Below are 23,544 nucleotides of genomic sequence, written 5' to 3' on the forward strand. Positions count from 1 at the left end.
AGGAAGAAAATGATAATTGATGCCCACCTGCATTTGTGGAAGAAACAAAAGGGAATTGTTGATGGATTACCGGTTTATGACTTAGGTGGTGGAAAAAGTATGTTTGGTAATGAAGTCAGACAGATGCTTCCTCCCTATATGGAGGATGGCTTTAACAGTGTGGAACGGCTGATTGCCAATATGGATTATGCCGGAGTGAACGGCTGTATAGTAACGCAGGAATATATTGACGGAAATCAGAATGCATATCTTTTAGAGGCAAAGAACAAATACCCTGACCGTCTTAAAATATGCAGCCTGTATGAAGAAACAGAAGATTATCTGCTTGAGGGATTTGACGGTATTAAAATATGTGGGGGCAGATTAAGCAGAAAGAAGTTATCAGAACTATTACCTGTCTTTCAGGCAGCAAACGCTGCCGGTAAGTTTATATCCATAGATTTAGCAGAGGGAGCTGTTCAGGTTGAAGAACTAAGAGAACTTGTTGAAAAGTGTCCGGAGGTTAAAGTTGCAATCGGTCATTTTGGCATGGCAGGGCGAAAGGGATTTGAAGAACAGGTAAAGCTGGCTTGTTATAAAAATGTATATATTGAAAGCGGTGGTATTACCTGGTTGTTTCATAAAGAGTTTTATCCCTTTCCATCTGCGATAGATGCGATATTACAAGCCAGGGATATCTGTGGTATGGGTAAGTTAATGTGGGGAAGTGACTATCCTAGGACTATGACAGCCATAACCTATCCGATGTCCTTTGATTTTATTTTAAAGTCAGACCGTTTAACGAGCAGAGAAAAGGAACAGTTTCTATGGAAAACTGCGAAAGAATTTTATGGGTTTCCTGATTTTAAGAAGATACCTTATACTAAGAATATGGTAGAGTAATAAGGCTTACAACAAAGAGTAAGCTTATTGTTTCTTCATAACAGAAGGAATGATAGGAACACAATCAATAGTGTATGAAAAGCGATATGGCTTTCTTCTCAATGGAAAGTCATACCGCTTTTATTGTACAGTATTATAAGGATACTGCCTTATTAGATACATAGTATAAAGCTTGGCGACGGTTCTTATTTAGTATATCTAACCCGGATAGTTGAATTTGCATCACCTGCAAAGACAATATAACCGCCTTCCGGAAGGACAACAGTCGGGTCTTTTGATATATGATAATAGTTAACGCAGATACCATCAGCATTATATACAGCAAAGGAAGAATTTATGGGTAGAATCACATTTATGGTCTTTTTCGCTGAATTTTTACCGATTTTATACCATTTAGCATAGCCATCCTCGCCAATTGTAGTGGTGAAAGTAGATTTTGAGGAAAGAGTACTAATATGATTTTCAGCAATGCTAATTCGGCCTGCTATATCCAAGTACTCTTTGCCGTCCTTTTCATAAAAAGTAAAATCGATTAAGTCTCTGCCGGCAACCCCAGGTATCTGTATGGGGGATTTTGCATTATATTCGTCAATGATCGCAGAGGTAATGACATACCCTTTTAGTTCTTTAGGCATAATCATGCTGGAACCTAAGATACCCAAAGTATAGAGCTGAGAACTATATTTTTCATTTACCATAAAATAGCTTTCTTTCATTCTCTGCTCCCATAGTTTCTTTACACTTGCAGAGATGGGGTTATCAGAAAGTTTCTGGGCTTGATAGCCGGAGTCTCCTAACTGTGCAATTCCTGGTAAAAGGGAGTAGCCGCTGGCATATAAATAGGTCTTGCCGTTTTTCTCTTCTTTAAAGGAATAATACATACTTCCGTCCGTATAATAGAACTTACCGTCATCGGTATAAATAAATTTCTGTGGAGTTGCACCGGGGGTTAAGAGATCTGTTATTGTCAGAGTACCACTTTTATCAATTTTAGCCTGTAGAAGAGAACTCCTCTGTCCGTAAACTCCTTGATTCTTTAAAAGTGCCTCAGGTACCTGGGTTTGAACAGGAGGTGTAAAAGTTTTGTCTGGATTGATTTTATCAATGGTACCTTTCTCTAGTAAAGCCTTTAGTAAGATTTCCTGACCCATAGCCTGATTATAGGTACTTGCACCTCCGGAGGATAGGATGGCTACTGCCATATTTTCATTGGGAAGTATAATTAAGCTGCCGTGATAATAGCTAGTATCACCACCTTTAACGACTGCTTTAATATTATAATCTTCAAAGGGATAGGTTTTTACACTGTCCCAGCCCAAACCGTAGGAGAGAAGAGCTGGCTCTGAATCTTCAGGCCAGATACCTCTTAAGTATTCAGGATATTCCATTGCTCTAGCAGAGGCACTGTATAATACATCAGAAGAATATGTACTCATAAATATCTCAGCAAAACGGCATAAATCCTCGGCTGTGGAATAGATACCGCCGGCACCAATCATATTTAGGGATTCTTTAGGCAGAGCAGTATTACTTCCGGGAAGATAAGTTTTTGCCAGATTACTGGATGGAAATGTATCCAATGGAGTTTTTGTATTGCTTAGTTTCAGAGGATTAGTAATGTTTTTACTAATATACTCTGTAAAGCTTACCCCGGAGACTTTCTCTACCAATAACTCGGCAAGAGTAAAGCCATCGTTGGAATATACTGAATAGGCACCGGGATCTGCTTTTAACCGGGAGGATTTTAATTTTTCCAAAAAGTTGTTATAGGTAGAGAAGTCATTATCATCAAATAACATAGCACTTTCAAGAGTACTGCCCATAAGACCCGCTGAATGATTTAAAAGCATTCGAACCGTTATATTTTTGTAACGTTCATCTGCCATTGTAAATTCGGGAATATACTGGGTAACCGGCGCGTCCAGGTCAACCTTCCCATCCTCTGACAATTGCATAACGGCAGCCGTTGTAAATATCTTGCTAATTGATCCGATACCATACATGTTTGTATTGGTTAAAGGTGTGTTTGATTCCTTGCTGTAAACACCGGATTGTCCGGATACTGTTACGATGCCGTTGTCAATTACTGCATATTGCAAGCTTGTAACCCCATAAATACTAGTGAGGGTAGCAGCTTTTTTCTCGGCTAATTCTTTAACGGCTTCATAGCCGGTTTTAGTAGAGACTGTTTCAGCTTTTGCAGAAGTTGCATTAAGAGTCGCAGGTACCACCTGTGCAAAGGCTGCATGACTTGGCAGAACAACTAAGGAGAATGCCAGAATAATTGGAAGTTTGGTTCTTAAAAATTTCTTAAACATGTTTACACCATTGGTATCGCAAGTCAACTTACGATACCGCCACAAGATAAAGCATGATTCGTCAGTTGGAAGAAGTGTTGTGGCGTCCTTTCTTTTTGTTATTTTCTTCCAAGCTCATACATTTGTATAGATAATTCACCTGTTAAAAAGGCTGGCTAGCTTGGCAGCATATTAACTATGGTTTACAACATTATAGCACAGAATTGCTCATATTTGCTAATTTTAATATAATTTTAATCCAATGTATGGAAATTATAATGAAATTCCTTAGGGAAAAGTGCTATAATGAAAGCACTAGGTAACTACATAAAGCTAGTTTCATAATTATATAAAGTAAAATAAGTAAGTAAGAAAGGAATGCCACAGTAGTGGCAGTGCCGCATACCAATTGCGGTATCAAAGGTATTAAAAATGAAGAAATTTAAAAAATGGAGTATAATTTGTGCTGCTGCCCTGTTACTTTCACTAACTGTACCTACTGTTTTGCCTGTAAGTACTACAGTAACCGTTCAGGCTTCAGCGGTTAAAATCAGTCAGAAAAAACTGACTCTTAAGGTGGGAGCTTCTAAAGTATTAAAACTTACCGGGTCTAAAGATAAAGCTACATGGAATTCAAGTAATGAATCGGTTGCTGCAGTAAGTAAAAACGGTAAAGTTACAGCTAAAAAAGCTGGTACTGTAACTATAACTGCAACGGTTAGTAAGAGAAAATATACCTGCAAAGTAACTGTTACAGAACCTGCAGCGGTTAATCCATTTGTAAAGAATGCTCCGTTTGAAGCGAAAGAAGGGGTTTATGAAAAGTTAACTTATGTAATGCCAAAAGACTTTACGGCAACTACCATTAGTGAACAGGGGAATACTGCAATGATAATGCTCTCACCATCAGATGTAAGTACGGATAAAGGTTACTCTTCTGTTGTGTTAACAGTTCAGGAGAATGGTTCGAAGAAACCGGATTACAGTATTACGAAAGAAACCTTATCAGCTTATGTTACTGAAAATCTAATTAAATCACAATTTGCACAACAAGGCGTCGAAGCAACCGTGACAGATTTTAAGAGCAGTGATTATGAATCCGAATTAGGAACTGCTTATAAGACCGAATATCAGGTGAGTTATCAGGGTACTACTATAAAGCAGACCATATATGATATCTTCATTGATAATTATTTCTTTGAAGTTACAGCAAGTGATGTAGGTGACAAGGTTACCCCTGACATAAATATTGTTGCAAGTTATCTGTTAGATACCTTAAAAGCATCAAAATAGAAGTATTGAAAAGTTATCAATAATCGCTTATTCTTTCTAAAACTCAAAGATAGAATAAGCGTTTTTTGCGGCCAAAGGTAGCAGACGAAGCTGAATATGAATTATTTCTGATATTTGAATAAGATGAATTGACAGGAGGAATCATATTCCATAAAATATTAGATATAACATAGTAGAAAAGAGGGTGTGTAATGAAATTTAAAGAAATGCCTTATGAGCGTATTGACTCCAAAAAAGTTAAGGAAGAATTTGAACAATTAATAGAGGAAATGAAAGCTGCAAAGAGCGGAGAAGAGCAATATGAAATACACAAAAAGTATTATGCCTTGACCGACAGAATTGAGACCATGTCAACCATTAGCCAGATTCGTCATGATGGCAATACAGTGGATGCTTTCTATGAAGCAGAAAATGATTATTACGATAACATAATACCTGAGATACAAGACTATTCCTCCAGATATTTAAGAGTTTTATACGAATCTCCTTACCGTGAATATATGGAAAATAGAATCGGTCAGGTAGCATTTAAAAACATTGAATTAAAGCTGAAATCCTTTGATGAAAAACTGATTCCTCTTATGCAGGAAGAAAATAATCTGGTGACTACTTATGAAAAGCTTATTGCAAGTGCAAAAATACCTTTTCAGGGAGAAGAATTAAATATTTCATTGCTTCGAAAATATATGACAGATAAAAATCGTGAAACAAGAAAAGAGGCTTGGTCAAAGCTTTCTGAATTTTTTGCAGGACACAGTGAAGAGCTAGATGATATTTATGATAAACTAGTTAAAAACAGAACGGAACAGGCAAAGCAATTAGGATATGATAACTATGTAGAACTTGGTTATTACCGTATGAATAGAAACAGCTATGATAAAGATATGGTAAAGAATTTCCGTGACCAGGTCAAAAAGTACCTCGTTCCTTATGTATCAAAAATTCATGAGCTCAGAAGAGAAGGTTTGGGACTAAGTGCATTAAAATATTACGATTATGATATGTTCTTTTCAGAGGGGAATCCTGCACCCCTGGGTACACCGGAAGAGATACTAAAGCAGGGAAAAGCCATGTACAGTGATTTGTCCCCGGAAACAAAAGAATTCTTTGACTTTATGTTTGAGAATGAATTGTTTGATGTTCTTGGTAGAAAAAATAAGAGGGCAGGTGGGTATATGACTTATATGCCTGATTATAATGCACCCTTTATTTTTGCTAACTTTAATGGAACCAGTTCAGATGTTGATGTAATAACCCATGAATGCGGGCACGCTTTTCAGGGCTATGTTTACAGAGAGTATGAAATAAAAGAATATCGGGATATTACGATGGAAACGGCTGAAATTCATTCCATGTCCATGGAATTCTTTACGGATAAATACATGGAGCTGTTTTTTGGTGAAAGAGCAGAAGATTACCGAAGAATGCACTTACAGGATGCTGTCATTTTCATTCCTTATGGCTGCATGGTGGACGAATTCCAACATATTATTTATGAAAATCCCGGATTATCTCCAATAGAAAGAAAAGAGATTTGGGCTAGCTTAGAAAAAGAATACAGACCAGAGATGGATTATGAAGGCGATTTGTATTTTATGGGCGGCGGATTTTGGCAAAAACAACAGCATATTTACAGTGCTCCTTTTTATTATATTGACTACTGTCTTGCACAGACATGTGCACTTCAATATAAGACAAAAATGGATGAAGATTATACCAAAGCCTTTGAAAGCTATTTAAAGTTATGTAAGTTATCAGCCAGTGATTTTTTTGTAAATATGCTTAAGGAAGTAGGTTTAAATTCACCTTTTGAAGACGGTTGTATTGAAGAAATTGTAACAAAATTAAATAAATATATTTTCTAAGTGCATAAAAGATCTGACATTACAAAGTACTCTAAAGTATGCTGTAATGTCAGATCTTTTAATGAATAGTTTTATAGTTAGAATAAAAAGGTGTATTGCAAACACCTAAAACAGCACTGTTGAAAAAGAGCGTTAGTTATCCTTTGACTGTTCAAGCTTTTTCCACAAAAAGAAGGCATATAGTATTAAAATCAGGGTTTGGATGCCAGTAAAAAACAGTAGTTGTGAGTTGGAAAGTTCAGCAGAAGGTGTTTGTATATAACCTAAAAAGTCATGAATAAAGTGCCAAAGAATAACTGGTACCAGACTTTTAGTTAAAACGAATAATTCTGCAAATACGATTCCAAATACAAAAGCAAATACAATTTGTACTATGGTTAAAGAGAGTTTCGCTCCCCCTGCAACGTTACCAATATGGGTTAAACCAAAGATTACAGAAGAGATAAGAATAGCTTTCTTTGTTCCCATTCGGCTTAACAGAGTAATCATAATCCCTCTAAAATAGAATTCTTCTGCAATACCTACGGATAAGGTAAAAAAGAAAGCAGAAAGGATATAAGCTGGGTTCAGTTCACGAAAACCAGCAAGAAATCCAAGGGCTTCGATGAAAATCGCGGGTATATAATATGCCATCTGAATTTTGCGGTAGGGTTTTTGAAATCCATATTGCTGTAGGCTTAATCTGGAACGGCACATATAAATGAAGGCAGGTATAACTGATAATAATACAAATACACCAAATAAAAACAGGTAGGAAGCATCCTGAACCCCTGTTATTGTAGTAACTGCACCTCCTATAGCATAAAATACCAAGATAATGACAGCCCAAATGATAGAAGCTATTACTGGATTTCTTTCTGAAAATGATTGTTTCATGATTAATTATCCCTTTCTTTTAAACGATGTAGTAAGCCTGCAAAGGTGTCTTTTAGGATTGTTTCAATTTCTGCTTCATCAAGGTCACAGGAATTTGTGGCAGCCATAGAAGCAATTCCATGAATCATCAGCCAGATGTCAACAAATAGTACCTTAGCAAATTCCTCTGATAACCCGGTCATTCCTTGTATTATACCGATAACCTGTTGATTATCCTCCCCTTCTAACATTTCTGAGAAGCTTTTTATTTTAAACTGCTCGGCCATAAATAGAAGAATAAAAAAATTGCGCTCCAACCTTGCAAAGCGGATGTAAGCAAGTCCCATGCCCAAAAAAGGGATGGGGTGTTCAAGTCCCTGAAACATAAACTGGTTATAGTAAGCTTCCACTTTTTGATATAAATTAAGTTTTAAATCCTCCATACTTTCATATGCTCGAAAAATTGGCTGAGTAGAACAATTTAATTGTCTTGCCAATTCACGTGCGTTAACATGCTGGATTCCTTTTTCTCTGGTAACCATAAAGGCAGCGTCCAGAATAGAGTCTTTTGTTATTTTGATTCTGGGTGGCATGATGTTTCTCCTTTGAATAACATATGTTATGTAACTGGTGATATTTTATATATTAACACAAAAAGGTACAATGTCAAGAGAAATATTTATAAATGCAATCCAAGTTCTGAACCATTTTTGATAATGTCTTAAGTAACCACAAGTGATTATGTCCCAAATGAGTAATCCATGTTACACTATATCCTCATGACTTACAGATGAGGAGACATTATGAGAAAGGTCAAGTTGACTATGAATGAAGAAAAACGTTATGAAGTAATAAAGAAGTTAGTAGACACAAACGGAAATAAAAAGAATGCTGCCTTGAAGATCGGTTGCACCGAAAGACATATCAATAGAATGATTGCAGGATATAAACGTGATGGTAAATCCTTTTTTATACATGGAAACAGAGGTCGGACTCCTGCTCATGCTCTTTCAAAAGAAACCAAGCAAACTGTCCTAGATTTATATCGTAGTAAGTACTTCGATACGAATTTTACTCATTGTATCGAGCTTCTAGAGAAGTATGAGGGAATTTCTATTTCTGTATCTACATTGAACTCTATTTTAGAAAAAGAATATATTCTTTCTCCAAAAGCTACCCGATCAAAAAAAAGAAAAACCAAACTAAAACTTAAACATTTGAAAACACAAACTAAATCTAAAAAGATACTAGCAGAGTTGCAATCCAATATCGTTGCAATCGAGGATGCACATTCCAGACGTCCTAGATGTGCTTATTTTGGCGAAATGCTTCAAATGGATGCTTCGATCCACTTGTGGTTCGGTGATACGAAAACTCAGCTTCACATCGCTGTCGATGATGCAACTGGTACTATTGTCGGTGCTTACTTTGATGAACAAGAAACTTTAAAAGGATACTACAATGTGTTTCATCAAGTACTTACTGAGTATGGTATTCCCTATTTATTTTTTACCGATAACCGTACAGTTTTTGAATATAAACAAAAAAACGCCCCTTCTATCGAAGAGGACACATACACACAATTCGCTTATGCTTGTAAACAGCTAGGTGTTGAAATCAAGACCAGCAGTATACCACAAGCAAAAGGTCGAGTGGAACGATTGTTCCAAACCTTACAATCTCGCCTACCAGTCGAATTACGCCTGGCAGGCATAAACACACTTAGCGAAGCAAATGCATTCTTAAACTCCTACATAAAAGAATACAATGCCAAGTTTGCTCTAGAGACCAATCTTATCAAATCTGTCTTTGAAAAGCAACCCGTTTTAGAAGAAATAAATCTTGTTCTTTCTGTTCTTACAGAAAGAAAGATAGATAATGGACACTGTTTGAAGTTTAAAAATAAGTATTTTAAGACACTTGATAAGAACGGGCATCAGGTACACTTTTATAAGGGGACAAAGGCAATGGTAATAGAAGCATTTGACGGTAATAAATACTGTTGTATAGATGAGAGTATTTATGCGCTAGAAGCAATTCCGTCACATGAGAAAATATCAAAAAACTTTGATCTTACGCTGTCGCAGAATAGAACAATAAAGCGGAAGATACCAGGGATGCATCATCCTTGGAGAAGGCAAGAATTCTGGCGTTTTGTTAAAATGCAGGAACACCACTGGAATGATGAAGTCCCTGCTTAAATAGATAAAAGCACCAGCCACAGCTGGTGCTAATGTTTAAAATTTATTAGGACATTCTCAAAAATGCTTGACAGAGAAATATTTATAAATGCAATCCAAGAAGAAAAAGGGAGAAAAGATACTATAATTCAAGAAAGGCATCGAGTATAATATAGACTTTATTAAGGGTTTGTAGAAATTTATGGAATTTTATACAAAATTAAAAAAGTTCTTGATTATTTATAGAATATACTGTAATATTTATAAGGTTTGTGTTTTGCTAATGCTTAATAAAACTGAAAAACAACTAAGAGGAGGAAACAATGGAAAAGACACTGAATAAGAAAATTATTCTGGGTATCCAGCATGTACTGGCTATGTTCGGTGCCACTGTATTAGTCCCGGCTTTAACAGGACTTGACACATCAATTACTTTATTTTGTGCCGGAGCAGGTACCTTATTATTTCATTTGGTAACCAAGAAAAAAGTTCCTGTATTTTTAGGTTCCAGTTTTGCTTTTATGGGAGGTATTATTTCGGTCATAGGTGATTCTAGAATAGGAGATGCTGATTTCTTGGATAAATTAGCAGCGGTGAAAGGTGCAATTATCATAGCCGGTTTGGTTTATGCAGCATTTGCATTAATTATTAAAATGGTAGGTTATGATAAAGTAGGTAAATTATTACCTCCGATTGTTACTGGACCTATTATAATTGTTATTGGTTTAAGACTTAGTGGCACAGCCATTGACAGCGCCTTCTATGATAAGGGTGAATTTAGCTTAAAAGCCCTCTTAGTTACAGTTGTGGTTCTTTCCACAGTTGTCTGTATTTCTGTATTTGCAAAAGGAATTTATAATTTAATGCCGATTCTATTTGCAATCATTGTCGGATATATTATTTGTCTTCCATTAGGTTTTGTAGATTTAACACCAGTAAAAAATGCTGAGATTATTTCTTTAATGGACGAAAATATACGAGCACAGTTATTCCTTTTACCTACTTTTAGACTGGATGCAATTTTAGCAATTGCTCCGATAGCTTTAGTTACCTTAATTGAACATGTGGGAGATATAACTACGAATAGTGCAGTCGTAGGTGAAAATTTCGTGGAGGATCCGGGAATTCATAGAACTCTTTTAGGAGATGGTCTTGCAACCTCCTTAGCCGGTTTACTTGGAGGACCTGCTAACACAACGTACGGTGAAAATACAGGAGTTTTAGCAGTTACCAAAAACTATGACCCTTCCGTAATCCGAATTGCAGCAGTTGTTGCGATTGTTCTTGGTATCATCGGTAAATTCGGAGGTTTTGTAACCAGCATACCTACACCGGTTACCGGAGGAATCAGTATTGTACTTTATGGTATGATATCATCAGTAGGTATCCGTATTCTGATTAACTCCAAATTAAACTTCGGAAACAGCAGGAATCTTATGATAGCAGCCCTGATTTTGGTATTGGGTATCGGTTGTGACAATATACCGATAACAGCTACAGTTACAATTTCTGGACTTGCCTTAGCAGCAATTTGTGGTATAGTACTTGCGTTGTTATTACCAGAGAGTAAGGATTGTATACTGGAAGAGTAATAAATATATATAGTAGGATTGATAAAATTTGTTGCCGATTCAGCAACTTTATAGGACAAGCCCCTTGGCTTTTCTTGTTACACGAATGATAGACATGTATGTCTGGCAGCTTGTGTAGATAGAAAAGCAAGAGGCTTTTTTTGTTCTTTTGCTTATAACTGATTTGTTAGCCGTTTTAATTCTATAGTGGCTTTTTTAATATTTTTTTGAGAAATCACGGAAGAAACAACAGCTATGCCGTTAATGCCGGTATTTTTAAAGTCAGCAACTCTTGATTGGTTGATTCCGCCAATTACAATAAGCGGTAAAGTAAGAGCCGCTCTAATTTCTAGTAATTCATCCATGGAAACGGTTTTGGCATCTGTCTTCGTCGCAGTTGGATACATGGCTCCAATACCAAGGTAATCCGCTCCGCAAGCGGCGGCTTCCACAGCTTCGTGAATGGTAGAGACAGAAATACCAAGTAATTTATCTGTGCCAATTAATTTTCGAGCCAGAGTACCCGGCAGGTCGTTTTGACCTACATGGACACCATCAGCATCAATGGCAAGAGCTATGTCAATCCGGTCATTGATAATGAGTTTTGCCTGATACCGATTTGTTAGCCTTTTGATACTACAGGCCAGTTCATAAAATTCACGAGAAGTGGCTGTTTTTTCTCGCAGCTGAATAAGTTTACAGCCGCCAAGGAGAGCTTGTTCCACTGCTTCCTCCAAAGTCTCGGTACTCATTAGCTGGCGGTCTGTTACTAGATATAAGGAATAATCGGTGTTATTTTTCATGGATACGTACCTTCTTTATAAATGTTGAGGCTTCCATACAGCTTACAGAATCAATTAGTGCCGTACGAAAGCTTGCAGTCCCTTTATTTCCGGCCATTTCATATGCAGTCTCTCCTGCAATACCCATCACGGCAATACTTACGACAGCTGCAGAAAACATAGTATTTGATATTCCGGCAAAAGCGCCGGTCAGGGCAGTTGCCATACAGCCTGTACCTGTAACACGAGACATCATAGGGTTTCCATTATCTATGGTCACCGTTCTCTTCCCATCGGAGATAACGTCTTGTGCTCCGGTAATGACAGTAACGCATTGGTACTTCTTGGCAACTGTTTGAGCAACAGCAATGCCGTCTTTGTCGTAATCGGAAGGAGAGGTATCTACTCCCTTCGTTGAGACCTGTAAACCTGCGCAATAAGATATTTCTGACAGGTTGCCTCTTAAAATATCTATGTTCAATTGGCTGAACAGAGAATCTACGGTAGAATTTCGCAGGGTGGAAGCACCTGCCCCCACCGGATCAAGGACAATAGGAATCCCAAGTGTATTTGCCGCCTTTCCTGCTCTTACCATGGCACGGATTGTGTTATTATTTAAGGTTCCAAGATTAAGCACCAAAGCAGAGGATAATCTCACAATATCCTCCATTTCATTTTCGTCATCTGCCATTATAGGTGAAGCACCGATAGCCAGTATTATGTTAGCGCAATCATTTATAGTAACGTTGTTGGTAATGCTGTGAATCAGAGGTGAAGTTTCTCTGACTTTGGTTATGAGCAAGGATAAATCCTTTATAAATTCATTCATAGATAGCTCCCATCTACGGCCTTTTGCCGCATGTAAATTAAAGGGTTAAATTGAGAATCGTAGGAGATACGCCGTATTAAAGTGTTTATTACTTTCGCATACTATAAATTTGCACTAATTAGTATTTAATTCTATATTCTTACCTTCAAGTATTAAATTAGTAGTGTTCATGGCACACATTTTACCGCACATGCTGCAACTGTGATCATCAGCAGTTCTAACACTCTCATAATAACGTCTGGCTTTTTCACCATCGATTGCAAGTGAGAACATTTCCTCCCAATCCAGCCTGCGTCTGGCGTCACTCATTTTATCATCAACTGCTCTTGCGCCGGGCAGTCCTTTTGCGATGTCAGCAGCATGAGCAGCAATGCGGCTTGCTATAATTCCTTCTTTAACATCTTCTAACTCCGGCAGACGAAGATGTTCTGCTGGAGTGACATAACAAAGGAAATCAGCACCATTTGTGGCAGCGATAGCTCCGCCAATGGCAGAAGTTATGTGGTCATATCCGGGCGCAATATCTGTAACCAAAGGACCCAATACATAAAAGGGAGCATTGTGGCAAAGGCGTTTTTGAAGTACCATATTTGCAGCTATTTCATTAATTGCCATATGTCCAGGCCCTTCTACTATAACTTGAACATCTTTCTTCCAGGCCTCTTTCGTAAGCCTTCCAAGCTCTATTAATTCACTAATCTGAGAGGAATCACTGCTGTCATGCGTTGAACCGGGTCGCAGAGCATCGCCTAAGCTGATAGTAACATCATATTCTCTTAAAATTTCAAGGACTTTCTCGTAATGTTCATAAAAGGGATTTTCATTACCGGTCATTTCCATCCAGGCAAATAGTAAAGAGCCGCCTCTTGATACGATATTTGTCAAACGTTTTGTACTTTTAAAAACTTCTACACTATGTCTGGTAATTCCGGCATGAATTGTCATAAAATCGACCCCTTCTTTTGCGTGAGCTTCTATGACTTTTAAAAAATCTTCTGCTGTTATATCAGCCAATTCTTTTTCTAGGTAACCAATGGCATCATACATGGGGACAGTTCCAATCATGGCAGGAGACATGCGGATTAGTTCTCTTCGAAATGTGTTGGTTTTCCCATAATTACTTAAATCCATAATAGCATCACAACCATAATGTAAGGCTAGCTGAACCTTTTGGAATTCTTTCTCATAGTCTTTACAGTCTTTGGAAATTCCAAGATTAACATTTATCTTGGTTCTTAAGCCGCCGCCTATTCCTTCCGGAGACAGTGCAGTATGATTCTTATTTGCGGGTAAAGCCACTTGGCCTGAAGCAATTAAGTCTATGATTTTTTGGGGCTCCAAAGATTCCTTTCCTGCAACAATCTCCATTTCTTTTGTCAGAATACCTTTTTTAGCTGCTTCTTTTTGTGTTTTATAATTCATAAAAACCTCCTAATAATTCATATTTGTTTGCTTAATTTGCGAATTCCTTCCAGGACAAGTCCGTTTAGCGGTAGAACGAAAAAAAGTGGTTAGTAGGCCCATGACCTTTTCCTATGGGAAGGGCATGCCGGATGGCCCCAGTTATGTATTCTTTCGCCTTGTCTATGGCTTTTTCTACCGGTAATCCTTTTGCAAGGCAGGCAGTGATGGCAGAGGAAAAAGTACAACCTGTACCATGGGTATTCTTTGTTAGAATACGTTCAGACGAATAGGTTGTATAGCTATTGCCGTCATATAGCAAATCAAGAGCAGCTCCTTTTAAATGTCCGCCTTTTAGTAGGACATATTTAGAGCCCATAGAATAGATACGATTTGCTGCAATCTTCATATCCTCAACAGTCGTTATAGAAAGTCCGGTCATTGTCTCAGCCTCTGGAATATTAGGAGTCAGAATATAAGCAAGAGGCACAATTTTGTCTATAAGGGCAGTCAAAGCGTCTGATTTCATCAGTGCCTGTCCCCCTTTTGCTGACATAACCGGATCTATTACTATGAAGGGTGGCTTATAGAACGTTAATTTGTGCACAACCGTTTCCATAATCGTAACATCGGAAAGCATACCTACTTTTACGGCATCTACCTGTATATCTTCAAATACAGCATCAAGCTGATCTGAAAGGACAGAAGGAGGAAGATCATGAATGGAAATAACGCGAGAGGTATTTTCTGCAACTACAGAAGTAATGACACTCATGCCATAGGTACCAAGTGCGGAGAACGTTTTTAAATCAGCTTGAATTCCGGCACCTCCGCTGCAATCAGAACCGGCAATTGTTAAGACATGTTTCATAGTTAGCTCCTATCTGCGACTGTTGGTTACAACCATTAGTCGCGTATAATTTAAATCAAAAAATGCCCAGCAGAAAAAGCCAGGCATCGTTTATTTGCATAGATTCCTTGCTCCCTACCACGGTGTTAACCGTCAGGTTCTAAGGGTCAGGTTTTATCCTTCTCAACTGCAAGCAGTCCCCCCGCAAACTATTTGATTTAGTTAATTAATATAACAGCAGAAAAAAAAGGCATCCCCTTTAATGGGAACGCCTGCACAGACTGCCAGTGTAGTTGCTCCCTACCACGGTATTAACCGTCAGGTTCTAAGGGTCAGGTTTTATCCTTCTCAACTGCAAGCAGTCCCCCTGCTGACTGTAGTATAATATTTCCTGGTTACAAAGTCAATGAAATTGGAAATATTTCTTTTTGAGAATGTATTATTGGTTGATTCCGCTTACTTCCTGTCTTTCTAAGATAGAGTTATATAATTGCCTAAATTCAATAATGTAAAGGTGAATTTATTTACCAACGCAGCGAAAAGAGGTATAATAAAGATACAAAAGGAATATGACAGTTGGAAAGGAATTTAGAATGTATAACATAAAGAAAGTACGCAGAAAAGCCTTTTGGAAGATACTAAAACCTCACGGTATAAACCCAGGGGAAACCTTGGTGTCAGGCTGCCTGTTGGCAATTGTTGGCGGATTTTTAGATATATATACTTATAGGGTCAGAGGAGGGGTATTTGCCAATGCCCAGACCGGAAATATTGTACTTATGGCTGCAAGCATCGGTGAGGGAATACCAATTAAATTTATACACTATGTCCTTCCTATCTCTGCATTTATACTTGGGGTATTTGCAACAGAAGTTATAAGACATAAGACCAACGGAGAACAATTTATACATTGGAGGCAGTTAATTCTTCTGCTGGAAATCCTTTTGTTGTTTGGTATTGGATTTCTTCCCTCTGGCAGTTTAGATCCCGAGGTTAATATAGCAGTATCTTTTGTATGTTCACTACAGGTATCCGCTTTTCGAAAACTTCATGGACTTACCTATGCGACTACAATGTGCACCGGTAATCTGCGAACCGGCACAGAAGAGGCATACCATTTTCTAACAAAAAATAACAGGGAAGCCGGTAAGAAGGCGTTACTTTACTTTTTAGTCATCTTCATGTTTATAATGGGTGTTATTTTGGGAATATATTCTATCCTGTTGTTGCAGGAAAGGGCAGTGTGGGTGTGTTGTATTCTTTTGTTTGCAGTATTTTTGTGGATGTTTCAAAAAATACAAACAATAAAATAAATAATAACTGATATTAATCTCTAATATATTGTAAATAAATATTTACTTGCTATAAAGCCGAAGTTCCAGTGAACTCTACGGCTTTTTCTTATATACACTAAGGTTTAATCAGGCTAATACAAGTAGTGCAATGTTACTTGAAAAATAATTTAATAAAACATAAACTATTTTAAATTATAATTGACAAATATTTCCTGATGGTTATATAATATTACCTGTAAGAGATATGGAAAAAAAAGTAAAATCATGAATCAGACACAATAATTGAAAAGTGGCCAGTTTCAATTCAACCTATCTTTTATAGTTAAAATGTAAACATAACATAACAAAACAAAAGAAATAGGCCTTTGCATTTTATAGCTTAAAATAAAGGCAGGCAAAAATTCAAGGATTGATAGAAAATAAGAAGGAAAGGAAAGCCACGTAAACTCTATCAGTCTTATTTTTGTGGCTTGAAATGGACAGATTGTATGAAAGAAAGATTAATTCGCTTAATTCTATGTTTTATTATGAGTACTGCTATATTAGCAGGATGCGGTTCTGATAAAACGGCTTTGACGGATTCAGCAGAAACGAATCACACGGATGAATCAGCAGAAGAAAGCGGGGAGGCAGAGCCTGAGGCTATAACAACAGTAGGTCCAGAAGACGGTACACACCTTGAGATGTGGACCTTTGTTGAACTTCATTCTAACTTTTATGCTGAGATGCTAAATACTTGGAACCAAAAGAACCCGGATAAACAGCTTAATATTACCTTTACTACATATCCCTATGCAGATATGCATAATAAATTAATGATGGCAAACCAGACCGGTTCCGGTGCGCCGGACATTTGTGATATAGAAATTGGTCAATTTCCGAATTTCATGCAGGGGCAAGTGCAATTTTATCCGTTAAATGAGGTGATAGATCCTTACCGTACGGATATTGTTCCTGCCCGCATCGAAGTATACAGTAAGGACGGTAAGAATTATGGAGCTCCAACTCACGTAGGTGCAACTGTTATGTACTACAATACGAAGATATTAGAGCAGTATGGAATAGATTATACCAAAATTGTAACCTGGAATGACTATGCCGAGGCAGGTAAGAAACTAAAAGAAGCAAGCGGCGGTAAGGTATTTATGACCAGTGTGGATACCGGTGGAACAGACTGGCTATGGCTTGCCATGGCAGAATATGGAGAGGATTATACCAATAAGGAAGGTGCTCCGGACATAGAGCTTAATTCCATCAAACAAATGCTTACTATGCAGCAGAGCTGGCTTGAGGAAGGTATTGCTATGATATCACCAGGCGGGCAGGTAGATATGGAGGAGGGGTTCGCAAATATTGGAGATGGCAATATAGCCTCATTTCCTAAGGCAATGTGGTTTATGTCACGTTTCTTAAATTATTTGCCGGAAATGAAAGATACATGGGCTATTGCACCTTGTCCGGTATTTGAAGAAGGACAGCCAAGGTCAGTAGGCATTGGCGGAACCGGTACTGTAGTATCGGTACAATCATCAAATACTGAATTGGCAGCAGAGTTCCTTGCATTTGCAAAACTGTCTTATGAGGGAAACGAAAAGATATGGGAAATACTTGGCTTTGATACCTGTAATACAACCATATGGACAGACGAAACCATTACCAAGGACACAGGCAACAAGTATCTTTCCTATTTTGTAACCAATCCTTTTGATACACTAAATGAAATTAAGAATGAAATCGGTATTATAAAAGTGGGTAGAATGAATCCTGCTATAGCAGAACAATTTAATTTAACAATCTTAAATAATTGTTTTGAAAATGGTGCAGAAATAGAATCTGAACTGGCAGCCGCACAGGATGCCCTTGAAATAGAATATTAATAGAAAGGCTTTCTATGAAAAATTTAAAAAAGCTTTTGTATTCCCGCAAAGCGGCACCTTATGTTTTTGTCCTTCCTTTTATCCTGAGTTTTACTGTATTTTGGATTTATCCCTTGTTTAGTACGGTAAAAATGAGCTTCCAGTCCATACTTCCGGGGGAAATTAGATGGGTAAGGTTTGATAATTATAATAAGCTGTTAAAAGATAGTGTATTTCACTTAGCTATAAAAAACAGCTTCCAGTATATGCTTTTAACTTTAGTATTACTAATCCCCTTTCCGATGCTATTTGCCAGTGTAATGGATAGTAATCTGGTAAAATTGAAAGGCTTATATAAAGCCTTGTTGTATTTGCCGGCATTAACCTCAGTAGTAGTTGCAGGTACTATATTTCGATTAATGTTTAGTGAGTTAGAAGGGTCACAAATGAACCAGTTATTATCCTGGTTTAAAATAGAACCAATCAAATGGTTAAAATTACGTTCAACCAGCTACTTTGCCCTGCTAACGATTGCCTGCTGGAGATGGACTGGTGTTAATATGTTATACTTTTTGTCAGGGCTTAAAAACATTGACAAAGGACTCTACGAAGCTGCTGAAATTGACGGGGCAGGAGGTCGCCAAAAATTTATGTACGTTACCTTGCCTCTTCTTAAGCCTACCACTATATATGTTCTTACTATTAGCATCTATGCAGGTCTTGCCATGTTCTTAGAAAGCTTTATGCTATGGAATGGCAATGCGTCACCAAATAACATTGGTTTAACCATTGTTGGCTATTTGTACAAGAGAGGGATTGAGAAGAATCAGTTGGGATATGCCTCAGCCGTAGGATTAGTTCTCTTAGGAATTGCATTGACTATAAATATTATACAGCTAATTATGAACGGTACCTTTCGAAAGGAGGAAAAGGCATGAAGCGGTTGACAGATGCAGATTCCTCTAAAGAGAAGAAAGACAAAAAGTTAGAGGAAGAAGTGTATAAAGGAAAGGATTCAAAGAAAAGGATTTATAGAATGTCTGAAAAAAGAAAGATAAGCTCAATTACTGCCACGGTTTTTTTTACTTTCCTTGGAATTCTGGTTATATTTCCTTTTGCAGCGGCAGTATTGGCCTCCTTTCGTCCGGGACAGGAATTAATTCGATATGGACTCAGTGTAAAACTAGATAGAGCAGGCATGACACTTAACAATTACAGGTATTTATTTTCCGGTAAACATAATTACTTTTTATGGTTTAAGAATAGTCTTGTACTGACAATTCTGTCTGTTTCTCTAACACTTATTATCTGCTATTTTGTGGCCTACGGACTCGCTATGTATCAATACAAGTTAAAAAATCTTTTACTTTTTCTGGTCATAGCAACTATGATGGTGCCGTTCGAAATTCTGATGCTTCCATTATATCAGGAAATGATAGATTTAAGGTTAATTAACACAACAGCCGGTGTTGTCCTGCCGGGGCTCTGCGGAGCGTCAACTATATTTTTCTTTCGCCAGTTTATGATAGGACTGCCTGTAGAGCTTTTAGATGCGGGGCGGATTGACGGTGCCACAGAATATGGAATCTGTCTTAGGATAATGCTTCCAATCACAAAGCCTGCCTTTGCAGCAATGGCAATTCTAACAGGTATGGGAGCATGGAATAGTATGCTTTGGCCGCTGTTAGTATACCGGGAGGCTAGAAAGTTTACCCTACCCATTGGTCTAAATACATTGCTCACACCGTATGGCAATAATTATGATTTATTGATTACCGGATCTTGTTTTGCAGTACTTCCTATATTAGTACTATTTTTATGCTTTCAGAGTTACTTTATTGATGGAATGACAGCGGGAGCTGTAAAAGGTTGAATTATTTCCAGGGATGGTTTATAAGCCATCTCTGGTTTAACCAGTATTCGTAGTCAATTCTCTTTTTATACATGATTTTGTACAAATGGATTCCATAGAAATACAAAAGAACCCTTAGGTTAGGAACCGCTCTGGTAGTATCAATTAAATTTCTTCCTCTAACATCCGGTAACCCACACCGATTTCTGTCAGTATATATTCTGGTTCTACGGGATTTAGCTCTAATTTTCTTCGGATATTCGCCATATTTACACGCAGAATTTGATTATCCTTTAAAGCAAAGGGACCCCAGATTTTTGATATCATATAATCATAAGTTAAAACTTTTCCTGCATTTTGTGCCAGTAAGGTTACCAATTTATATTCAATCTGGGTAAGATGAACTTCCTCACCCCGAACTATAATTAGATGTTTATTAAAATCAATAGTCAAATCCCTGTTTTTAAATAAGGTCACAGGTAAAGCCTTACCAGTCTCTAATCTTAAGCTGTGTCGAAGTGCTGCACGAATTCGAGCCTTTAATTCTGAAGTACCGAAAGGTTTGGTGATATAGTCATCAGCGCCTGCATCTAGAGCCAGTACCTTAGATTTTTCATCATCTCTTGCAGAGACTACTATAATGGGGACACCGGACCAGCTTCGAACCTTTTCTACAACCTCAATACCATCCATATCCGGTAGTCCAAGGTCTAATAAAACCACATCCGGACAGTGAGAGGGGATTAGAGCCAACGCTTCTTTACCGGTCTGACAGTTAATCGTCTTATAATCACTAGCAGTTAAGGCAGTAGAGATAAAGTTACAAATATTCGGTTCGTCCTCAATAATTAATACAGTATTTTTACTCATGATTGTTCCTTTCAAGCGGCAGGGTGAATACAAAAACAGCACCGCCGTCTTTTTTATTTTCAGCATATATAGTCCCGTTATGGGCTAGAATAATGGTTTTACATATGGATAAACCGATACCAAATCCCTTTTTTGTATCACTACTTTTATTTTCATCTGGAGAATAGCCGTCAAAGATGGTATCTAAATTTGATGGAGTTATCCCAATTCCGTTATCAGTTACTTGAATATGGATAGAATCTTCTAAAAGGACAGCGGATAATAGAACCGGGTCATCCGTACCTGAATATTTAATGGAATTTTCCACAAGATTAATAATAACCTGTTCGATTAAGGTGGGATCCATTGGTACTATAACAATCTCTTCAGGTATGTGAACCTGAATGACAGCACCGGGGTAGCGTTTACGAAGTCTTAAGACAGCCTCTGTTATAACCTCTTCTAAAATCTCTTGTGATTTATTTACAGAGGATACGCCTTCTTTAATGCGGGTTATGGTAAGAAGATTTTCCACCATGTGTAAAAGCCAGTTGGAATCTTCATAAATATAATGGAGACACCGATTTTGTTCATCCGGAGGCAGTTTATCCCTATTTTTAATTAAGGTTTCACTAGCACCAATCATTCCGGTGAGTGGAGTACGAAGGTCATGTGATATGGCACGTAATAGGTTTGCCCTCATTTTTTCCTTTTCCGTTTCTAATTTTATAAGCTGTTGGTTATTAGAAAGATGCTGTCTTTCCAAAGCTATAGCTACCTGCGAAATAATAAGGTGAAGAGATGCTAAGGAATCCTCTGATAGAGAATGCATTGAAGGTCTATAGATACCGATGACACCAAAAACTGTATCGTGGGAGATAAGGGGCAGGTAGGTGCAGCTGGAATTTTGTGGGTAATCTGTATAGATACCTGCGGCTTTCGTATTTTCAAATACCCAGTGGGCAATAAAAGTTTCATGGTGAGATTTGAATAGCTTCTCATGATCTTGGCTTAAGCAATGATAGGTTCCGTTATTAGAAAGCTGAGGGGAAACGGGATAAAAAACGGTGGATGCACCCACAAAATCAGTTATATAATCAAGAGCCAGTTCTACAATACTGTTAAGGCCGTTTACGGAAAGTAATTTATTATTAATTTCATTTAATTTACGATTTCTAGTCTCTCGTTCGTCTGCTTTTTTTGCATGTTCCTTTAGATGAACAGTAGTAGTGCTGGTTAGGATGGAAATAAGCAACATTCCCAAAAAAGTAATCGGGTAGCCATTACGGGTGAAGTCAAGATTAAAGTAAGGCAGGGTAAAGTAATAATTTACGCCGATAACACCTGCCAAGGAAGAAAAAATACCCCATACATAACCATTGGTGTTCTTGGATATAAGAACCACAGCCAAAACATAAACGATAGATACATTATGATAACTGCCAGTAGCATATTTAAAGAAAAATGCCGTAATGGTTGCCAATGTAAGAATTGTTGTGGTTTTAAAAAAGTCCATTAGGGCAATAATTTTAGTAGGTCTGTTCATAGGGTTCCTTTCGTCTGACTATAATAAAGCATAAGTAAAAGTCAAAGAGACTTTGCTCAATTATATATTATAATACATTAGGTAAAGAAAGCCTAGGGCGTATATGACTAATCCATGAATTTTTATCGAGTTAAGAAAATGTTAAGAAATTTAGATAACATTGTATTCATGTAAATTTCATGTTAAGATTCATTGTGTAATAATATGATTAAGCATTTAGAGAATAGTTGGGAGGAAATTATGACAATTTCTTTAGGCGATTTTTTGCAGCAGGCAACAAGCAATCCTGCATTATTGATAACGGTGATTCTAACGCTGGGTGTAATCTTAGTTAATGGTTGGACAGATGCACCAAATGCAATTGCGACCTGCGTTTCTACACGCTCAATGGACCCGAAAAAAGCAATTATTATGGCAGCCATATTTAATTTTCTTGGAGTACTGGTTATGACATATGTCAATGCCACCGTTGCGCAGACTATTTATAATATGGTAGATTTTGGTGGTGATTCCAGAAATTCTTTGGTAGCATTATGTGCAGCGCTCTTTGCTATTGTAATATGGGCAACGGCTGCATGGGCATTCGGAATTCCTACCAGCGAAAGCCATGCATTGATTGCGGGTCTGTCGGGTGCAGCAATAGCACTGCAAAAAGGTTTTTCCGGTATTAACGGACAAGAATGGATTAAAGTTATCTACGGTCTCGTTATTTCCACAGGAATGGGATTTGGAATAGGTTTCGTAGCAGTCCGCCTAATTGAGTCATTTTGTATAAATATTGACAGACGCAAATCCAGACCGTTTTTTCAAAAGGCACAGATATTTGGCGGGGCTGCAATGGCGTTTATGCATGGGGCACAAGATGGACAAAAATTTATGGGTGTTTTCATGCTTGGAATCTTCCTTGCAAATGGTCAAAGTGATGTAACAAATTTTAGAATCCCCATATGGTTGATGGTATTATGTTCTGTAGTTATGGCTCTAGGCACCTCTATAGGAGGTTATCGTATTATAAAGACGGTTGGAATGGGAATGGTTAAACTTGATACATATCAAGGGTTTGCAGCAGATACGGCAGCTGCAATCAGTCTGCTAATATCCTCCGTGTTTGGTGTACCGGTAAGTACCACACATACAAAAACCACAGCAATCATGGGAGTGGGTGCATCAAAAAGACTTTCTTCTGTAAACTGGGGAATTGTAAAAGAAATGGTAGCAGCTTGGATACTTACCTTTCCTGGGTGTGGTGTCGTAGGATATTTAATGGCATATATTTTTATGAAGCTTTTTTAATTTGAGAGAAACACAATTTATATTAAATTTTAACGTGTACAGGTGCAC

At 37.6% G+C, this 23,544-nt stretch carries 19 protein-coding genes and 2 riboswitches; of the genes, 10 read left to right on the forward strand and 9 right to left on the reverse strand.

Annotation, left to right across the window (positions count from 1 at the left end; translation table 11 throughout):
- Positions 1–9: 9 nt before the first annotated feature.
- Positions 10–882, forward strand: coding sequence for an amidohydrolase family protein (locus acsn021_RS03420; RefSeq protein ID WP_184095197.1), 873 nt, complete (start codon positions 10–12; stop codon positions 880–882).
- A 185-nt stretch (positions 883–1,067) separates the two neighbouring features.
- On the opposite strand, the gene acsn021_RS03425 is transcribed toward acsn021_RS03420, so the two are convergent.
- The gene (locus tag acsn021_RS03425; RefSeq protein WP_184095195.1) at positions 1,068–3,200 is read right to left on the reverse strand and encodes a serine hydrolase domain-containing protein; all 2,133 of its coding nucleotides are present in this window, start codon (positions 3,198–3,200) and stop codon (positions 1,068–1,070) included.
- Positions 3,201–3,611: 411 nt separating this feature from the next.
- On the opposite strand from acsn021_RS03425, the gene acsn021_RS03430 reads away from it, so the two are divergent.
- Positions 3,612–4,472 carry an Ig-like domain-containing protein gene (locus acsn021_RS03430; protein ID WP_184095193.1) on the forward strand — a complete coding sequence of 287 codons (861 nt, stop codon included), beginning with the start codon at positions 3,612–3,614 and terminating at the stop codon, positions 4,470–4,472.
- Positions 4,473–4,663: 191 nt separating this feature from the next.
- Positions 4,664–6,337, forward strand: a complete 1,674-nt coding sequence (locus tag acsn021_RS03435; protein ID WP_184095191.1) for a M3 family oligoendopeptidase — start codon at positions 4,664–4,666, stop codon at positions 6,335–6,337.
- Between the two features lie 132 nt (positions 6,338–6,469).
- Here acsn021_RS03435 and acsn021_RS03440 read toward each other — a convergent pair whose 3' ends face one another.
- Both acsn021_RS03440 and acsn021_RS03445 read right to left on the reverse strand, forming a co-directional pair.
- A complete protein-coding gene (locus acsn021_RS03440; protein ID WP_184095189.1) occupies positions 6,470–7,213 on the reverse strand; it encodes a CPBP family intramembrane glutamic endopeptidase in 744 nt (247 codons plus the stop codon).
- 2 nt (positions 7,214–7,215) lie between these two features.
- Positions 7,216–7,785 carry a TetR/AcrR family transcriptional regulator gene (locus acsn021_RS03445; RefSeq protein ID WP_184095187.1) on the reverse strand — a complete coding sequence of 190 codons (570 nt, stop codon included), beginning with the start codon at positions 7,783–7,785 and terminating at the stop codon, positions 7,216–7,218.
- 231 nt (positions 7,786–8,016) lie between these two features.
- Here acsn021_RS03445 and acsn021_RS03450 point away from each other — a divergent pair, with 231 nt between their 5' ends.
- Entirely contained in the window at positions 8,017–9,393 is a 1,377-nt protein-coding gene (locus tag acsn021_RS03450; RefSeq protein WP_184096199.1) for an ISNCY family transposase, read from the forward strand.
- A gap of 302 nt (positions 9,394–9,695) precedes the next feature.
- The gene (locus tag acsn021_RS03455) at positions 9,696–10,964 is read left to right on the forward strand and encodes a uracil-xanthine permease family protein (RefSeq protein WP_184095838.1); all 1,269 of its coding nucleotides are present in this window, start codon (positions 9,696–9,698) and stop codon (positions 10,962–10,964) included.
- Between the two features lie 152 nt (positions 10,965–11,116).
- Here the strand turns inward: acsn021_RS03455 and thiE are convergent, their stop codons facing one another.
- The 4 genes from thiE to thiD form a co-directional block, all read right to left on the reverse strand.
- A complete protein-coding gene (gene thiE, locus acsn021_RS03460) occupies positions 11,117–11,746 on the reverse strand; it encodes a thiamine phosphate synthase (protein WP_184095836.1) in 630 nt (209 codons plus the stop codon).
- Entirely contained in the window at positions 11,736–12,554 is an 819-nt protein-coding gene (gene thiM / locus acsn021_RS03465; protein ID WP_184095834.1) for a hydroxyethylthiazole kinase, read from the reverse strand. Before thiM ends, thiE begins: the two co-directional genes overlap by 11 nt.
- 114 nt (positions 12,555–12,668) lie before the next feature.
- Positions 12,669–13,976: a phosphomethylpyrimidine synthase ThiC gene (thiC, locus tag acsn021_RS03470; protein WP_184095832.1), complete on the reverse strand. Its 1,308-nt coding sequence runs from the start codon at positions 13,974–13,976 to the stop codon at positions 12,669–12,671.
- A gap of 64 nt (positions 13,977–14,040) precedes the next feature.
- Positions 14,041–14,826, reverse strand: coding sequence for a bifunctional hydroxymethylpyrimidine kinase/phosphomethylpyrimidine kinase (thiD, locus tag acsn021_RS03475; RefSeq protein ID WP_184095830.1), 786 nt, complete (start codon positions 14,824–14,826; stop codon positions 14,041–14,043).
- Positions 14,827–14,920: 94 nt separating this feature from the next.
- Positions 14,921–15,019: riboswitch (TPP riboswitch) on the reverse strand.
- A 66-nt stretch (positions 15,020–15,085) separates the two neighbouring features.
- A riboswitch (TPP riboswitch) is annotated at positions 15,086–15,184 on the reverse strand.
- A gap of 214 nt (positions 15,185–15,398) precedes the next feature.
- Here thiD and acsn021_RS03480 point away from each other — a divergent pair.
- From acsn021_RS03480 to acsn021_RS03495, 4 genes are all read left to right on the forward strand, one after another.
- Entirely contained in the window at positions 15,399–16,118 is a 720-nt protein-coding gene (locus acsn021_RS03480; RefSeq protein ID WP_184095828.1) for a YoaK family protein, read from the forward strand.
- 470 nt (positions 16,119–16,588) lie between these two features.
- Positions 16,589–17,977 (forward strand): ABC transporter substrate-binding protein, encoded by a 1,389-nt coding sequence (locus tag acsn021_RS03485; RefSeq protein WP_184095826.1) that lies wholly within the window; start codon positions 16,589–16,591, stop codon positions 17,975–17,977.
- Positions 17,978–17,991: 14 nt separating this feature from the next.
- Complete coding sequence (locus acsn021_RS03490; protein WP_184095824.1) at positions 17,992–18,894, forward strand: carbohydrate ABC transporter permease; 903 nt, start codon at positions 17,992–17,994, stop codon at positions 18,892–18,894.
- The gene (locus acsn021_RS03495; RefSeq protein ID WP_279289771.1) at positions 18,891–19,829 is read left to right on the forward strand and encodes a carbohydrate ABC transporter permease; all 939 of its coding nucleotides are present in this window, start codon (positions 18,891–18,893) and stop codon (positions 19,827–19,829) included. Before acsn021_RS03490 ends, acsn021_RS03495 begins: the two co-directional genes overlap by 4 nt.
- Before the next feature lie 144 nt (positions 19,830–19,973).
- Here acsn021_RS03495 and acsn021_RS03500 read toward each other — a convergent pair whose 3' ends face one another.
- Positions 19,974–20,681: a response regulator gene (locus tag acsn021_RS03500; RefSeq protein WP_334297330.1), complete on the reverse strand. Its 708-nt coding sequence runs from the start codon at positions 20,679–20,681 to the stop codon at positions 19,974–19,976.
- Positions 20,671–22,203 (reverse strand): ATP-binding protein, encoded by a 1,533-nt coding sequence (locus acsn021_RS03505; RefSeq protein ID WP_184095820.1) that lies wholly within the window; start codon positions 22,201–22,203, stop codon positions 20,671–20,673. The genes acsn021_RS03500 and acsn021_RS03505 overlap by 11 nt, the downstream gene beginning before the upstream one ends.
- Positions 22,204–22,443: 240 nt before the next feature.
- Between acsn021_RS03505 and acsn021_RS03510 the strand changes: the two genes are divergently transcribed.
- Positions 22,444–23,496, forward strand: a complete 1,053-nt coding sequence (locus tag acsn021_RS03510) for an inorganic phosphate transporter (RefSeq protein WP_184095818.1) — start codon at positions 22,444–22,446, stop codon at positions 23,494–23,496.
- The last annotated feature ends 48 nt before the right edge of the window (positions 23,497–23,544 follow it).

The sequence above is a fragment of the Anaerocolumna cellulosilytica genome, from assembly GCF_014218335.1.
Classification (GTDB): Bacteria; Bacillota; Clostridia; order Lachnospirales; family Lachnospiraceae; genus Anaerocolumna; species Anaerocolumna cellulosilytica.

What these genes read in the sequence shown, in the direction of transcription:
- acsn021_RS03490 (WP_184095824.1), top strand. Translation starts at nt 17,992, where the DNA reads ATGAAAAATTTAAAAAAGCTTTTGTATTCCCGCAAAGCGGCACCTTAT.
- acsn021_RS03420 (WP_184095197.1), top strand. Translation starts at nt 10, where the DNA reads ATGATAATTGATGCCCACCTGCATTTGTGGAAGAAACAAAAGGGAATT.
- acsn021_RS03480 (WP_184095828.1), top strand. Translation starts at nt 15,399, where the DNA reads ATGTATAACATAAAGAAAGTACGCAGAAAAGCCTTTTGGAAGATACTA.
- thiM (WP_184095834.1), bottom strand. Translation starts at nt 12,554, where the DNA reads ATGAATGAATTTATAAAGGATTTATCCTTGCTCATAACCAAAGTCAGA.
- acsn021_RS03450 (WP_184096199.1), top strand. Translation starts at nt 8,017, where the DNA reads ATGAATGAAGAAAAACGTTATGAAGTAATAAAGAAGTTAGTAGACACA.
- acsn021_RS03430 (WP_184095193.1), top strand. Translation starts at nt 3,612, where the DNA reads ATGAAGAAATTTAAAAAATGGAGTATAATTTGTGCTGCTGCCCTGTTA.
- acsn021_RS03505 (WP_184095820.1), bottom strand. Translation starts at nt 22,203, where the DNA reads ATGAACAGACCTACTAAAATTATTGCCCTAATGGACTTTTTTAAAACC.
- acsn021_RS03455 (WP_184095838.1), top strand. Translation starts at nt 9,696, where the DNA reads ATGGAAAAGACACTGAATAAGAAAATTATTCTGGGTATCCAGCATGTA.
- acsn021_RS03485 (WP_184095826.1), top strand. Translation starts at nt 16,589, where the DNA reads ATGAAAGAAAGATTAATTCGCTTAATTCTATGTTTTATTATGAGTACT.
- acsn021_RS03425 (WP_184095195.1), bottom strand. Translation starts at nt 3,200, where the DNA reads ATGTTTAAGAAATTTTTAAGAACCAAACTTCCAATTATTCTGGCATTC.
- acsn021_RS03510 (WP_184095818.1), top strand. Translation starts at nt 22,444, where the DNA reads ATGACAATTTCTTTAGGCGATTTTTTGCAGCAGGCAACAAGCAATCCT.
- acsn021_RS03435 (WP_184095191.1), top strand. Translation starts at nt 4,664, where the DNA reads ATGAAATTTAAAGAAATGCCTTATGAGCGTATTGACTCCAAAAAAGTT.
- thiD (WP_184095830.1), bottom strand. Translation starts at nt 14,826, where the DNA reads ATGAAACATGTCTTAACAATTGCCGGTTCTGATTGCAGCGGAGGTGCC.
- thiC (WP_184095832.1), bottom strand. Translation starts at nt 13,976, where the DNA reads ATGAATTATAAAACACAAAAAGAAGCAGCTAAAAAAGGTATTCTGACA.
- thiE (WP_184095836.1), bottom strand. Translation starts at nt 11,746, where the DNA reads ATGAAAAATAACACCGATTATTCCTTATATCTAGTAACAGACCGCCAG.
- acsn021_RS03440 (WP_184095189.1), bottom strand. Translation starts at nt 7,213, where the DNA reads ATGAAACAATCATTTTCAGAAAGAAATCCAGTAATAGCTTCTATCATT.
- acsn021_RS03445 (WP_184095187.1), bottom strand. Translation starts at nt 7,785, where the DNA reads ATGCCACCCAGAATCAAAATAACAAAAGACTCTATTCTGGACGCTGCC.
- acsn021_RS03495 (WP_279289771.1), top strand. Translation starts at nt 18,891, where the DNA reads ATGAAGCGGTTGACAGATGCAGATTCCTCTAAAGAGAAGAAAGACAAA.